Source organism: Chryseobacterium artocarpi, assembly GCF_001684975.1.
GTDB lineage: Bacteria > Bacteroidota > Bacteroidia > Flavobacteriales > Weeksellaceae > Chryseobacterium > Chryseobacterium artocarpi.
Genome location: NZ_MAYH01000001.1, coordinates 106,897 through 121,162, shown reverse-complemented (window position 1 = coordinate 121,162; position 14,266 = coordinate 106,897). Strand labels below are relative to the sequence as shown.

At 34.5% G+C, this 14,266-nt stretch carries 10 protein-coding genes; 6 read left to right on the top strand and 4 right to left on the bottom strand.

What is annotated here, in order from left to right; translation table 11 throughout:
* The first annotated feature begins 97 nt into the window (after positions 1–97).
* Entirely contained in the window at positions 98–1,207 is a 1,110-nt protein-coding gene (locus tag BBI01_RS00555) for a hypothetical protein (protein ID WP_065392746.1), read from the top strand.
* 153 nt (positions 1,208–1,360) lie between these two features.
* Here BBI01_RS00555 and BBI01_RS00550 read toward each other — a convergent pair whose 3' ends face one another.
* Positions 1,361–2,479 carry a DNA polymerase III subunit gene (locus BBI01_RS00550; RefSeq protein ID WP_065392745.1) on the bottom strand — a complete coding sequence of 373 codons (1,119 nt, stop codon included), beginning with the start codon at positions 2,477–2,479 and terminating at the stop codon, positions 1,361–1,363.
* Positions 2,480–2,794: 315 nt separating this feature from the next.
* On the opposite strand from BBI01_RS00550, the gene bamG reads away from it, so the two are divergent.
* From bamG to BBI01_RS00535, 3 genes are read left to right on the top strand one after another with little or no spacing between them, the layout of a single operon-like run.
* Entirely contained in the window at positions 2,795–4,075 is a 1,281-nt protein-coding gene (gene bamG / locus BBI01_RS00545; RefSeq protein WP_065392744.1) for a BamG family beta-barrel-assembly machinery protein, read from the top strand.
* Positions 4,075–4,665, top strand: coding sequence for an LPS export ABC transporter periplasmic protein LptC (gene lptC, locus BBI01_RS00540; protein ID WP_065392743.1), 591 nt, complete (start codon positions 4,075–4,077; stop codon positions 4,663–4,665). The genes bamG and lptC overlap by 1 nt, the downstream gene beginning before the upstream one ends.
* An 11-nt stretch (positions 4,666–4,676) precedes the next feature.
* Positions 4,677–5,720 (top strand): anhydro-N-acetylmuramic acid kinase, encoded by a 1,044-nt coding sequence (locus BBI01_RS00535; protein WP_065392742.1) that lies wholly within the window; start codon positions 4,677–4,679, stop codon positions 5,718–5,720.
* A gap of 56 nt (positions 5,721–5,776) precedes the next feature.
* Here the strand turns inward: BBI01_RS00535 and BBI01_RS00530 are convergent, their stop codons facing one another.
* Positions 5,777–6,166 carry an orotate phosphoribosyltransferase gene (locus tag BBI01_RS00530; protein WP_065392741.1) on the bottom strand — a complete coding sequence of 130 codons (390 nt, stop codon included), beginning with the start codon at positions 6,164–6,166 and terminating at the stop codon, positions 5,777–5,779.
* Positions 6,167–6,555: 389 nt separating this feature from the next.
* Between BBI01_RS00530 and BBI01_RS00525 the strand changes: the two genes are divergently transcribed.
* The gene (locus BBI01_RS00525; protein ID WP_065392740.1) at positions 6,556–7,167 is read left to right on the top strand and encodes an NUDIX hydrolase; all 612 of its coding nucleotides are present in this window, start codon (positions 6,556–6,558) and stop codon (positions 7,165–7,167) included.
* Here the strand turns inward: BBI01_RS00525 and BBI01_RS00520 are convergent.
* Positions 7,160–8,431, bottom strand: coding sequence for a UDP-N-acetylmuramoyl-tripeptide--D-alanyl-D-alanine ligase (locus tag BBI01_RS00520; RefSeq protein WP_065393317.1), 1,272 nt, complete (start codon positions 8,429–8,431; stop codon positions 7,160–7,162). The two genes, BBI01_RS00525 and BBI01_RS00520, sit on opposite strands and share 8 nt — an antisense overlap.
* Positions 8,432–8,588: 157 nt before the next feature.
* The gene (gldJ, locus tag BBI01_RS00515) at positions 8,589–10,190 is read right to left on the bottom strand and encodes a gliding motility lipoprotein GldJ (protein ID WP_065392739.1); all 1,602 of its coding nucleotides are present in this window, start codon (positions 10,188–10,190) and stop codon (positions 8,589–8,591) included.
* Between the two features lie 165 nt (positions 10,191–10,355).
* On the opposite strand from gldJ, the gene porU reads away from it, so the two are divergent.
* Positions 10,356–14,252 (top strand): type IX secretion system sortase PorU, encoded by a 3,897-nt coding sequence (porU, locus tag BBI01_RS00510; RefSeq protein WP_065392738.1) that lies wholly within the window; start codon positions 10,356–10,358, stop codon positions 14,250–14,252.
* Positions 14,253–14,266 lie beyond the last annotated feature (14 nt).

Below are 14,266 nucleotides of genomic sequence, written 5' to 3'. Positions count from 1 at the left end.
TTTTCAGGCTGCAAATTTACACAACTTCTTTATAAAATCAAACGATTGATTGATTATTTAATGAAGATTTAATTTATATTTACAGAAAACTAGTTATATGGGCTTATTTGACTTCCTTTTCAAGAGGAAAAAAAAACAAACAAATGAAGTAATTTTTAAAAATGATCCTCCTCAAAATGATTTTCAGGCTGAAGAGATTCCTATTTCATCAAAAGAAAAAACGACTCCAATAGCTGAAGTAACAAATTCTCCATCAGCTGAAAAAAGTATTGCTGTAACTGAAGAAACTACTGCTCCGCTTATACATGAAGATGGTAATCGTTTTGATCTGGAAATTGTTGAAGGTTTCAGACGGTATTATTCTGATCCTGATATTGACATCAGCATAGATATTAAGGATGATAGAGATCAGAGTATCGCTCCGCATCAAGCATATAAAGAACTTTTCAATGAATGGAAAGGAATTCAATCAAAATGGGATCGTATATCATTGTTTTATCGTTTTTGGGATCACTCACAATTTGAGAAACTGGAACACTGGCAGGTGATTGAAAGGTTTGTGAAAGACCGCTATCCTAAAAAAGCTCTTCAATATTTTGAGAAAAATATGTCTGATAAAAGACATTTTACTAAAGAAGAACTTGTTTCTCTGTCAAAACTTCACCGAACATTACTTGATAATGCTGCCGCAAGGGAATATATTGAAACGGCATATCATGATAACCCTGACGATGACTCTGTAAAAGTAGAATATGCAACACTTCTTCATATAGTAGGAAATCACTCGGAAAAAGAGCTTTCTCATCAAATATTTCATGAAGTACTTGATAAAAAAATAAACCGAGAGGATACGGAATCTGTTTTTGATTGTTTTAAATTTTCTAAAGGTTACACAGATTCTTCCATTTTCGCTATGCTCTATCTGATGAATACAGAGGCAGATGATATTACATGGGACTATGTTGCTGAAGAATATTACTATTGTCCTGTTTTCAGGTATGAACATGCTGTGCATTTATCGCAGTCTGAAACCCCAATAAGAGCACTGGCAAAACTTACTTCTTTAAGCCAGGAGTTTCCGTGGTTCAGATTGGCTGTTGAAAGCACTATTGGTAATATTAAATCTATGAGGAAACAGCTCAACAATCCTGATTTTATGGAAAAAGAACTTCAGGAGTTTCAGGCATCGTTAAAAGCCCACAAATAAATTTGAACTTGAAAAAAATTTTGATTGCAAAGGCATTTCACTCAGTCATGAATGCTCAGAAATAGATAAAAAACAGCTAAGGATAAGAAAACAGCTTATTTTAATTATCTCAAAAAAACAAAAAACTCCGGAAAATATCCGGAGTTTTATATTTTATGTACTTTTATGAATATATCTTGAGAGCTTTATTCCAAGATCTGTCCATACTATTTTAGGATTACCGTTTCGGGTAAGATGCAGATCTGCTGTATTGATTTCTTCCAGAATACTTTCAATATTAGCACCACTGATAAACTTTGAAAAACCAGCCCAATTGAACCCGTTCGCATTGATCTTTTTATAGACAAGGTTTTCCGACTGATAATTCTGAAGCAATGCAAGCCTGAAAATTTCAGAGCAATAGTTTAAAAAGTTCTTTTGCTTTTCTCTGTTCCATCCTGCTATTTCTCTTGCCCAGAAAATGATACTTCTGAGATATTCAGGTTTCTTTTTTACCATAAAAGCGTCACGTACCCACTGTACAAACAGTTTTTCAAATTCGTTGCTTTTATCTCCCGAATTCAACAATTTTATAGCTTCATTAAGATTCCCCTGGGCTTCATGAACAATCTCTCTTACTTTATCATCTGTAACTGCAAGATTCTTTTTTAAGTATTCTTCAAGGTCTTCATCATTGATTCTTGGAATTTCCACTACTTGTGTTCTCGAAAGAATAGTCGGAAGAATATCATTGGTACTTTCAGCAGTAAGAAGAATAATGGTTTTTGCCGGTGGTTCTTCTAAAAATTTTAAGAACTTGTTTGATGCCGCAATATTCATTTTGTCAGCTCTCCATACGATAAGAATTTTCGTTCCTCCTTCGTAGCTTTTTAATGAAAATTTCTGATTCTGATCATCAATTTCATCTGCGGAGATAAAAAGCTGTTTATTTTCTGACTCCAGAAAAGCTGTCCAGTCATCATAGCTTGCATAAGATGAGGCAAGAATCATTTCCCGGAATTCATCAAATTTATTTTTACTTAAGGAATTTTTATTATCTGTAAAAACAGGAAAACTGAAATGTAAGTCCAAATGGTTCAGATGCTCAATCTTTGAAGCAGCATGTTCATTTTCCTGGCTTAGAATCTCTTTTGCATATGCCAGTACCATGGGCAATGTTCCATATCCCTCCTTTCCTACAAAAAGTTGGGCATGGCTTACTCTGTTTTCGGCAATGCTTTCTCTAAGAAGTTTTTTAAGATTCTCCTGTCCGGCGATATTTTCCCAATTCATGTTTCAAAGATAAGAAATAGGGAATAAATTCTGGAATGGTCAGTTGTCAATTTTTGCTATGTAAAATCAATAATGAACAGATAAATAAAATAAATTCACAAATGAAACATGTTGATTATATGTGATTAACATCAATGTAAATAGTGAATTATAAAAGATGGCAAACAGCATAAACCAATGATTCACAATTACCATTAATTTGTCTATAAAGACAAAAATTCCCCATTATATCAGCCCTTAACAAACTTTAACCACATATAATTTTTACAATTCATTAATATTTAAGATATTTGCGCATTGTTTTAAAAATAAAGAATGAAAAAAATCTTTGTAGTATCATTCATATCAGTAGGCTATTTTCTGAATGCACAGAGTCTAAGTAACTCTCCCTATGCAAAATATGGAATTGGAGATGTAAAATATGATAATACGATCGAAACTGCTTCCATGGGAGGTATATCTACTGCTTTTATAAGTGATTTTACCAGTAGTTTCAACTTTGCAAACCCTGCAAACAACGCTAACTTCGAATTGACAAGTATCAGACTGGAAGCTACCAACGAAAACAATTATTTCAAATCGAACCTCAACGATATGAAATCTACAAAGCATTCTACGTATCTTTCTAATATATCTCTGGCATTTCCTATTTCTTCGAAAATCAAAATGGGACTTACCTATCAGCCATACAGCTCAAAAAGCTATGATATTGTAACTGAAGATCAAAAAGAATCTGTTTTTTATCAAAACGGGTTTAAAGGAAGTGGTACAATAAATACTGCTGCCGTAGCTTTGTCTTACAAAATCAATCAGGAGTTTTCAGTTGGGGCAAGAGCAAACTTATACTTTGGTGATCTTTATGACCTTACTGAGTTCCGTGCTTCAAACGCTGAATATGTAAACGGTTTTGAAACCAAAAACAGAGTAAGAAACTTCAACTTCACGTTAGGTACCAGCTACCAGAAGCTTAATACACGTACTGATAAGAAGTTAACGATTGGTGCTACTGCTACATTTGGAAATACCAGCAATATGATAACTGAGTATACCAACAGTACATACAGATATAGTGATCCGACAGCCGGAACTAAAACTGACATCAGCATCATTGACCAACAGGATGTAAAATCTAAAAACCTTATTCCTTTACAGGCATCCGTGGGTGTAGGATATGGAAGTGAAAATCACTGGTTCCTTTCCGGACAGCTTGATTATAAAAAAGGAGAAAACATCTCTTATTTCGGAGATACTTTTAATCTACAGGATACTTACAGAGTTTCTGCCGGAGGATGGTATTTGCCAAACTACAACAACTTCAGAAGTTACTTCTCAAGAGTAATCTATAGATATGGTGCTTTCTATGAGAAAGGAAACTTAAAAATAGATGGAACCAACATTAATAAATTTGGTATCTCAGCCGGAGTAATGCTTCCGTTCAAAAACAGTAGTATTACCAGAATGAGTGGTCTTGAAATAGGAGTAGAAGTAGGTAAAAGAGGTACTGTTAAGAATAACCTGATCAACCAAAACTTTATCAACCTGAGAGTCGGCTTCAATTTTGCTGATAAATGGTTCAGAAAGTCACTTTATAACTAATGAACTTTTCAAAAAAAATATCATATAAAAATATAGCATGCCTTTTTAGTTGTGCTATATTTTTTATATTGACATCCTGTGAGGAAGATCTTACCAAGAGAAATGGAAATCAAAGTAAAAATTTCCCTTCACAGATCATCAATAATGCTGACATCGTGCAGCGTGATTCCGGTTTTGTAACTTTAAAAGCAAAGGCTCCTATTATCGAAAAATACGAGTTAATAGACAGCCCTTACGTTGTCGCAAGAAAAGGAATCAATATCGAATTCTTCGATAAAAAGAAACCAAAAGTTCCTGGAAAGATCACAGCAAAATACGCCCGTATTTTTGAATATAAGAAATTCTATGAAGCTAAAGGCGACGTAAGAATTACAACAAACGAGGGACAAAAATTTGCTATGCAGACCATCTATTGGGATCAGAGAAAGAAAAGAATCTACACCAAGGATACAGTATATGTAACCATGGAAGACGGTTCTACATTGGTAGGAGCTAATGGAATGACAGCCAAAGATGATTTTTCTGAGTATACTTTTTATAACAACACCGGGGACTTTAATTCTAAAAGGATTTCCGAGAAGAAAAAATAAACTTCTTTACCATGAAAACCCTTGCCATTGGACTAATGTCAGGAACAAGCCTGGACGGTCTGGATATTTGCTTTGCTGAATTTAAGAAAAAAGAACAATGGGCTTTCCGAATCATAAAATCAGAGACCATATCCTACTCCACTGACTGGGAAAATAAGCTTAGAAATTCTATTCACCTTTCTGCTCCTGATCTTTTAGCCCTTAATTCTGAATATGGTTTTTATTTGGGTAAGCAGGTCAAAGAATTTACAACAAGACATCAGCTTGAGCACATAGACCTTATTGCATCTCACGGTCATACCATATTCCATCAGCCACAAAGAAAGTTCACTCTTCAGATTGGAGATGGAAGAGCAATTAAATTAGAAACTAATGTCCCTGTAATTTATGATTTCAGAAGCCAGGATGTTCTAATGGAAGGAAACGGAGCTCCGTTGGTTCCTATAGGTGACGAACTGCTTTTTTCAGAGTATGGTGCCTGTCTTAATCTGGGAGGTTTTTCAAATATATCATTAAAGTTAAATGATAAAAGAATTGCTTTTGATATAGCTCCTGTGAATATCGTTTTGAACCATCTTGCTCAACAATTAGATAAAAATTTTGACGAAAACGGAAATCTGGCAAGAAAAGGAAAAGTAAATGAAATTCTATTAAACCAGCTTAATTCTTTAGACTTTTATAAGCAGCAACATCCTAAATCTCTGGGTATAGAATGGTGCAATGAACACATTTTCCCTAAGCTTACCAACATTGATACTTTTGATTCTTTAGCCACATTCACAGAACATGTAGCTCAGCAAATTTCAGCTGTTATCAATCAGAATAATATCAAAGATATATTGATAACCGGAGGCGGTGCTTTTAATGCTTTTTTAATTGAAAAAATAAAGGAAAAGACTACTTCTGAGATCATCATTCCGGAAAAAGACATTGTGGAATACAAAGAAGCTCTGATCTTTGCGTTTATGGGTGTTTTAAGAATACAAAATGAAATGAATGTTCTGTCCTCAACTACAGGAAGTACATCCAACCATAGCTCAGGTATTATTGCTTAAAATAACACTCTATTTAAAACATAAAAAAACCTTCAATTTTGAAGGTTTTTTATTTATTATTTATAAGCTTCGATCTTATCTGTCAATGTATTGATAAAGTTCTGTAATGGCTTTTCTACCATCATTTTGATGAACGGATTGAATTTCCCTTCAAACAACATCTGAACTTCAGTCTGGTTTTCATTGATAGGATTTAAAGTTGCTGTTAATGAAAAATCAAGGCTTGAGCTTGCAGACTTCAAAACAGCTTTCTGATCATCTACTTCATCTATTTTCAAAGCGATTTCCGGCATTCCCTGTAATCCGAATTTAAATCCGTTATCTCTTGTTTCAAACTTCTGAAGACCATCCGGCATAAAATCTTTATAATTTTCCGGTGTTTTCAATAATTCAGTTAGCTCTTTAGATGATTTATTGACAATAATTTTTCGTCCTTCTAAATTCATTTTTTTATTTTGTATTTAAATTCTTACAATTGTTTACTATAACAACAAAATTATAAAAAAAAACCACAAAGACATCACCTAAAGCATACTTTTAAAGAGAGAATACACAACTGAAAAAAAATAAGTGATAAACCATAAGAAACTTATATATTTTTTAGAATCGAAATCCGGCTTGGAAGACTATTTAACCAGTGGATCTATTTTTTCCAGAAAGAGTTTTGGTTTCATTAAAAGGCACTTTGAAAATAAAGCTAGTCAATTAAGGGGTTTTCTTCCTATAATTTGATATATTTGCGAGTAAATTATAGTAGAAAGCGTAATAAAAGCAACCTGTTTTCACGCCTTCAAATTATTACCCCTAAGATCAATATTAACTATAAATTTCTGATATGTATAAAGTTTTTGTGAACGAAAAAAAATTATTGATTTCTAAGCATCCTGAAGGACTTGAAAAAAACCTTGAGTATGAAAGCTTCACAACTTTAGAGATTGCATTGGATCTTTTAGAAAATACGTCTGTAAACGAGCTTAATGTTTATGGTGAAAATATTGATGAAATCTGGCATGAATTTCAGAATCTTTTCAGAATCATAGAAGCTGCAGGTGGTCTTGTGAATAATCCTGACGGAAGAATGCTTTTTATCAAAAGACTAGGAAAATGGGACCTTCCTAAAGGTAAAATGGAAAAAGGAGAATCCAGAGAAGAGTCTGCGGTAAGGGAAATAGAAGAAGAAACCGGATTGAAAGATGTAGAACTTGTGGAATTCATTAATACGACTTATCATATTTACATTGAAAGAAATGGAGAAAAAATCTTAAAATGTACACATTGGTTTGAAATGAATTTCAGTGGTGAAGATACTTCCAAACCACAGATTGAAGAAGGAATTACTGAAGTTGCCTGGAAAAACACCGCCCAGATTAAGGATGAAGTTTTCCCAAGCACATTCAAAAATATTAAGCTTATTGTAAAGGAATTTTGGGAGTCAAAGGCTAAATAAAATCTATTACCTTTTCCAGCGCAATTCCTCTCGAACCTTTCAATAAAATGTTTTCTGACTGAATTTTATGCTGTTGCAGATATTCTGAAAGTTGAGCTGTATTTTCAAAAGCAAGCTCTGATGCATTAACTGCCTTAAAATGATTTCCTACAGTGATAATTTCATCAAAATGAAGATCATGAGCCAGCTTTAAAATATTCTGATGCTCTTTTTCACTTTCAATACCTAATTCCAGCATATCGCCAATAATTATGGTTTTACTGCCTTCAAATGTAACAAAGTTATGTAATGAAGCTGTCATAGAACTTGGATTAGCATTGTAAGTATCCAATACCAAAGTTCTGTTTTCTTTTTTCACAACCTGTGAACGCATATTCGTTGGGGTATACTGTTCTACAGCGTGTTTTATTTGTTCAAAATTAATTCCGAAATGAAGACCCAGACTTGCTGCCACACAAAGATTGGTAAAGTTGTAATCTCCTGTTAGTTTTGATACTGCTTTTTCTCCCTGATAAATTAATCCTACAAAATGCTCTTCTGAGAAAGATTCAAAGCTATAATCAGCCCCTTCTTTTCCGAAAGTAATTTTAGGTGAATATCCTTCAGTTTTTTCAACCTGAATAGGATCATTTTCATTAACAACAATTGTCTGATGATTATTTTTCAGATAAGTATAAAGTTCAGATTTTCCTTTAATAACACCTTCAAAACCTCCAAAGCCTTCTAGGTGAGCTTTACCAAAGTTGGTAATATATCCAAAATCCGGTTTTGCGATTGTACAAAGGAATTCAATCTCTTTCTGGTGATTGGCTCCCATTTCTATCACAGCCATTTCATGCTCGGGTTTGATGGAAAGAATAGTCAATGGAACTCCAATATGATTATTCAGATTTCCGAAAGTATATTGCACATTAAACTTCTCTGAAAGTACGGCATGAATCAATTCTTTTGTAGTGGTTTTACCATTACTTCCTGTAAGCCCGATAAAAGGGATGTTCAGCTGACTTCTGTGGTGAATCGATAATTGTTGCAGGAATTCAAGAGTGGACGGAACATAGAAGATATTTCTATCCTTATTTTCAAATTCCGGCTGCTCTACAATTACAGCTAATGCTCCATCATCTATTGCTTTTTCAGCAAGTGTAGCTGCATTAAAGTTATCACCGGAAAAGGCAAAAAAGATATCATTTCTGGCTATTTTTCGGCTATCGATGGTTACTTTATCTGCCTGTAAAAATAGAGGATAAAACTGTTCTATATTCATGTGGAAATATATGTATATTTTTTTAGAGAATTCACTTGTAATTGCCAAATCTATAAGTGTGTTTTTAGACTTTTCAACCCATGCGATTTCATGTTTCAAAAATAAAAAAACCTTCCGAAAATACGGAAGGTTTTTTATAAGTATTTTTTGATAAATATTATCTTCTAGTTCTGTTCTTATCATTAGTTCTGGCATCCTGTGCAACACGGAAACCAATCCAACCATAAGCTCTACCTTGATTCTTATATCTTCTTTGTCCTGGATCAAGCCAGTATGCAGTATCCTGCCAAGAACCACCTTTTACTACTCTTACCTCGTTAGAGATTGCAGAAGTTCTGTCTCTGGTATCTTTTTGTAATTTAACTCTACCATTAGCATCTACTATAAAGCTTTTCTTAGGAGCGTTATACATATCAAATCCAGCTGCTGAATCGGAAGCTCTATAATATTCCAGTGAAGATTGTCTGTCACCATCTCTATAGTTTCTGTAATCAGCAATTGTTTCTCTTTCGAATTGCCCAGGAAGACCTTTGTAAACTAATCTTCCGTCTGCTAATGTATCATACTTAATAGTACCTTCGTCAATCATTTTGTAAGTTCCGTCACCGTTCTTTACGATTGCCTGAGGCATATTTCCTCTATAATAGTTGTAGTCGTTGAAATCTTCATCAATGATAGGTCTGTATACATCGGCAGTCCATTCTGCAACGTTACCATACATACCGTAGATTCCAAGGTCGTTAGATGGATATTGTCTTACATCAGAAGTCTGTGCAGAACCGTCATTTTTCCATCCAGCAATACCAGAGTAATCTCCTCTACCCATTTTAAAGTTTTCAAGGAACATTCCTTTTTCTTTACCTTTAGTTCCTCTTAATCTTTCGATCTGAGGTTTTTTACCTAGGTATTGGTTATATTCTCTGTTTTTAGCCATACCCAATGCTGCGTATTCCCATTCAACTTCTGTAGGAAGTCTGAACTTCTGAACCATTGCAGAATTTGGAGCTCTGTTTGCAGATAACAATCTTTGGTTGGTAGTTTTCATACCAGATTTTTGCTGCATTCTTTTTTCATTGATGTACCCCTGCATTTCAGGATCATTCGCTTTGAATTTATCCATGTTGAATGCAGTACCACCCTGGTTATTAGACTCGTTGATATATAAATCTTTAGCAATAACACCAGCCTGCATCAAAGCTTTTTCGTTTGCTCTGTCTGTAAGCCATTCACAGTATCTGTTTGCCTGAGTCCAGGAAACTCCTACTACCGGATAATAATCGAATTCCGGAGAACGCAGATACGTTTCATTATAATCGTTTCTAGCTAGTTTGTTGTCCCATAATAAGGTATCCGGTAAAGCACCGTTATAGATTTCCTTAAAACTAGGATCACTTGGTGGGAATACATACTTCAACCATGTAAGGTATTCGCGGTATTCGTAGTTAGTAATTTCAGTTTCTCCGATAAAGAATGAACTCACCTGCATTCTTCGCGGTGTGTTATTCCAATCGTGCATAACATCATCTTTCACTAATCCCATTGTAAAAGTTCCACCTTCTACATATACCATTCCCGGCCAACCTTTCTGCTTCTGTTGCTTTCCTGCAAAAAACCAACCCTGTTTTTCGTTTGGTTTCCAACCTGTTTTACTGACAAATTTTTTGGTACCACCACCTTTGCTGGTTCCTGATCCGCCACAACTGGTTAATGCAAGTGTAGAACTTAATGCTATTAATGAAAACAACTGTAGTTTTTTCATAGTCGATATAAATATTTTCAAGAGTACAAAGAAAAAATAAATTATTCAATAAATCAAATAAAGATTTGATTTTTTTGAACAACGATAACAAATTAATTTTATTGTATTACAATTTAATTCTAAAATTTTCATTTATTTTGTAATTTAGCAATTTCAATAATAAACATGAGACGAAAAATCACGCTTTTATCTTTAATCGCTTTTGCATCAACACTTTACGCCCAAAGAAACACCATAGAATGGAATGGTTCTAAAATTCAGGACTTTGGTGACACAAAATTAAATCTTCCAAATTTTAACAATGAAGGTTTTTCTTTCAGCCAAAATAATGTTTTTATAGTAACTAAGCAAAAAATTGGAGAAAAGCAGCTAAAAGTTTCAGACCTGGTTTGGGATGGGGTTTCCAATCAGGATTTATTTGAATTAGACAAAAGCAACCTTCCCAATCGTGACATTGCTGATATTACATATTATACTATAGAAGGAGAGACCTATGCCAGCATTAGTATTGCTTTATTCAAAAATATAAAAGGACGTGTTCAAAGGCTTTCTTCGTTTAATGTTTCTGAGGCTTCTGCTCCGGTAAATACTTTTGGCAGCACCAATAGAATAGGTACTACCGGTAATCCTTTATCAGCTGGTAACTTTTATAAAATAAAAGTTGATAAATCAGGAATATTCAAAATCACTTCACAGTTTTTAAGAGATAACGGTATTAACCCGTCTTCTGTAAATCCACGAAACATGAGAATTTATGGAAACGGAGGACATATGCTTCCTGAATACAATCAGGATCCGAGATATAATTCTTTACAGGAAAATGCTATTCAGGTTGTAGGTGAAGAAGACGGCGTATGGAATGATAATGACTACGCTTTATTCTATGCACAGGGACCAAACGGCTATAATCTTTATGATACTACCAACGGAAATGGTATCAAGAGACAGGAAACAAGATCTGATTCAAGCGATAACCTAAAGAATATATATGATGATTTCGCCTATTATTATATTAACTTTGATAAAGGTTCAGGGAAAAGAGTCCAGACTATTGATGGAAACCTCCCTGCCCAAATGATTACAAGGTACGATAGTTACCAAGTCATCAATAATGATCAGAAAAACTTATTGAAGGTAGGAAGAACATGGGTAGAAGATCCTCCTTTTACTACTGAAAAAACGGTTACCCTTACAACCAACTCTCCTATTCAGGCGAATGATGCAATAAGATTCAAAACACGAGTTATAGGTTACAGATCACAACAAAACTCTATTGAAATTAAGGCAAATAATTTTCAGCCTTTAAATGAGACGGTTCTTACGGATACTTCTACCTATCAGTATAACTTCTATCCGATAAGATATACCGGAATAATGACCAATCAAACTGGGAATCAGATTACTTTTACCTATACTCCGAATATTTCAAAAAACCCTAATGGAACATTCTATCTGGATTATATAGAAGTACAGTATAAAGAAAATCTTTCTTTTAACGGTTCTCAATTAAGCTTCAGAGATTATTCTATTGCTACAGGAAGTAATACCAATTATGGTTTTAGTATTTCCAACGCATCTAATGTAGAACAGGTGTGGGACGTTACAGATATTACAAATGCAAACAGAAGGGTAAATAAAGCAGGTGGCGGATTTTTTAATTTTGCCTATACTGCTTCTGATATAAACTTTAATAATGAATTTGTAGCTTTCCGTTCGGATGGAGCTTTTACTCCTCAGTTTGTGGGAAGAATAGGAAACCAGAATCTTTCTGCAATTCAGGGAGTAGATTATCTGATCCTTACTGTACCTGAAATGATGGGACAGGCTCAGAGACTTGCCAACTATCATCAGACAAAAAATAATTATAAAGTTGAAATTGTAGATGTAAACAAAATTTATGATGAATTTGGAAACGGAAGTAAGGATCTTACCGCCGTGAGAGATTTTGTCACCAAATTAAATACACCGGCAGGCAGACTTAAGTTTGTACTTATTATCGGAGATGCTTCTTATGATTATAAAAACAGAGTTCCTAATAATACAAACATTGTTACCGCTTATGAAAGTGAGCACTCTTCAGATTATGTAGGATCTTATGTGACAGATGATTATATTGTAATGACTCAGCCTCAGAATACACTTTTCGTTGAGCATAATATTCCGAATCTTCCTGTAGGAAGAATTCCTGCTGCCAATGCAACAGAAGCAGCCAATATGATCGACAAAACACTTGCTTATTATAATGCTCTTCCGGGACAATCCAGCCCTTTTGGAGAATGGCGTATGAGGCTTGACTTTGCAGTGGATGATAATGGTGAAGGTGGACAACCTTTCCATAATGAAATGAACAACACCCTTTCTTCATTGTTTGAACAAACAGGAGTAACATCATTAAAAGAATATAATGTAAAGAAACTGTATCAGGATGCATTTACGGTACAAAGTACATCTGGAGGTCCAAGATATCCGCAGGTTAACCAAGCAATATCAAATAGTATAGGAAATAGTTTATACCTATTCTATTTCGGGCATGGAGGAATCAACGGTTGGGCACAGGAAAGGGTACTTACCAGCACTGAGATTCAGAATTCTAATAACTTCTCCAATGTATACAGCAGATTCCCACTTGTATCTACCATAACCTGTGAATTTACTTTATGGGATGAACCTGCTACTAATTCCGCAGGAGAACAGTTTATTAAACTTAAGCAAGGTGGTCCTGCGGCAATGATTACTTCCAGCCGTGCTATTGGTATTGATTACGGTAGAACTTTCACAGATGTTTTTACCAAGAATATTTTTAAACTGACAAATGATGAGTTTAATACACTTGGATATGCTCATTTAAATGCAAAAAAAGAAAAAGGTCCTAATGCCAACCATTTAAGAGTAAACTTCCTTGGTGATCCTGCTATGACACTAAGCAGACCTCAAAGATTATTGGTTATTGATGATATTGAAACTCCGGTACCAGGATTGATCAGAGGTTTAGACTTCGTTAAAGTAAAAGGACACATAAACAACCCTAACGGAACTTTAAATAATACATTCAACGGAAAAGTTTCAATCAATATTTTTGATAAAAGACTTAACAAAAAGACCCTTAATAATAATGGAAGCCTCTCTCCTATCTTACAGTATACTGAAGAAGGAAGCCCAATTGTAAAAGCATCCGGTATGGCTGTAAACGGAGTCTTCACCGCAGAATTTTATGTTCCTAAAGACATTAATTATGCAGTAGGAGAAGGAAGAATATTAGGATATGCAGACAATAAAGTAACGGATGTATTCAATAATCAGTCTGTACAAGTAGGTGATATCAACCCTAACGGTGTAAATGACAACCAGCCTCCAAAGGTAAAGCTCTATATGAATAATACCAATTTTGCAGACGGAGGAATTACCAATCAGAATCCGATGCTTCTCGCATGCCTTACTGATGATACCGGAATCAACTCTACAGGATCAGGTATTGGTCATGATATTACAGTATATCTGGATGGTCAGATTATCAATACGGTTATTCTTAATGATTTTTATGCTTCAGGAGAAGGAAACGGATGTTTAAATCCAAGTCTTGCCGACTACCAGAAAGGAAATGTGACTTATCCATTCAGAAATCTTGCTATAGGACAGCACCAATTAACATTTAAAGTTTGGGATATAAACAATAATTCTACAACTGCTACGTTAAACTTTGAGGTTAAGGATGAATCTGACCAACATCTGACGATCAACCGTCCGCTGAACTGGCCAAATCCATTTACCAATAAGACGTATATTCAGTTTGAGCATAATTGTGATGATATATTGGATGTGAATGTACAGATCTATACAATTACCGGAAGATTGGTAAGAACTCTATCTCAACCGGTGGTTGCAGAACCATTCCTGCAAGGCTTCAGGACTCCTCGCCAGGCAATAGAATGGGACGGAAGAGATGATTTTGGAGCTACAGTAGCAAAAGGTACATATATTTTTAAGATATTTGCAAAAAGTCAGAATCAAGAAAAATGCAAAGGAAGCGCTACAGCTGTAGAAAAAATGGTACTTTTGAAATAATTAGATAATACATA

Bases quoted from the DNA above. Each gene is read 5' to 3' on its own strand.
- bamG (WP_065392744.1), top strand. From the start codon at position 2,795: ATGAAAAAAATCTTTGTAGTATCATTCATATCAGTAGGCTATTTTCTG.
- lptC (WP_065392743.1), top strand. From the start codon at position 4,075: ATGAACTTTTCAAAAAAAATATCATATAAAAATATAGCATGCCTTTTT.
- gldJ (WP_065392739.1), bottom strand. From the start codon at position 10,190: ATGAAAAAACTACAGTTGTTTTCATTAATAGCATTAAGTTCTACACTT.
- BBI01_RS00525 (WP_065392740.1), top strand. From the start codon at position 6,556: ATGTATAAAGTTTTTGTGAACGAAAAAAAATTATTGATTTCTAAGCAT.
- BBI01_RS00535 (WP_065392742.1), top strand. From the start codon at position 4,677: ATGAAAACCCTTGCCATTGGACTAATGTCAGGAACAAGCCTGGACGGT.
- porU (WP_065392738.1), top strand. From the start codon at position 10,356: ATGAGACGAAAAATCACGCTTTTATCTTTAATCGCTTTTGCATCAACA.
- BBI01_RS00530 (WP_065392741.1), bottom strand. From the start codon at position 6,166: ATGAATTTAGAAGGACGAAAAATTATTGTCAATAAATCATCTAAAGAG.
- BBI01_RS00555 (WP_065392746.1), top strand. From the start codon at position 98: ATGGGCTTATTTGACTTCCTTTTCAAGAGGAAAAAAAAACAAACAAAT.
- BBI01_RS00550 (WP_065392745.1), bottom strand. From the start codon at position 2,479: ATGAATTGGGAAAATATCGCCGGACAGGAGAATCTTAAAAAACTTCTT.
- BBI01_RS00520 (WP_065393317.1), bottom strand. From the start codon at position 8,431: ATGAATATAGAACAGTTTTATCCTCTATTTTTACAGGCAGATAAAGTA.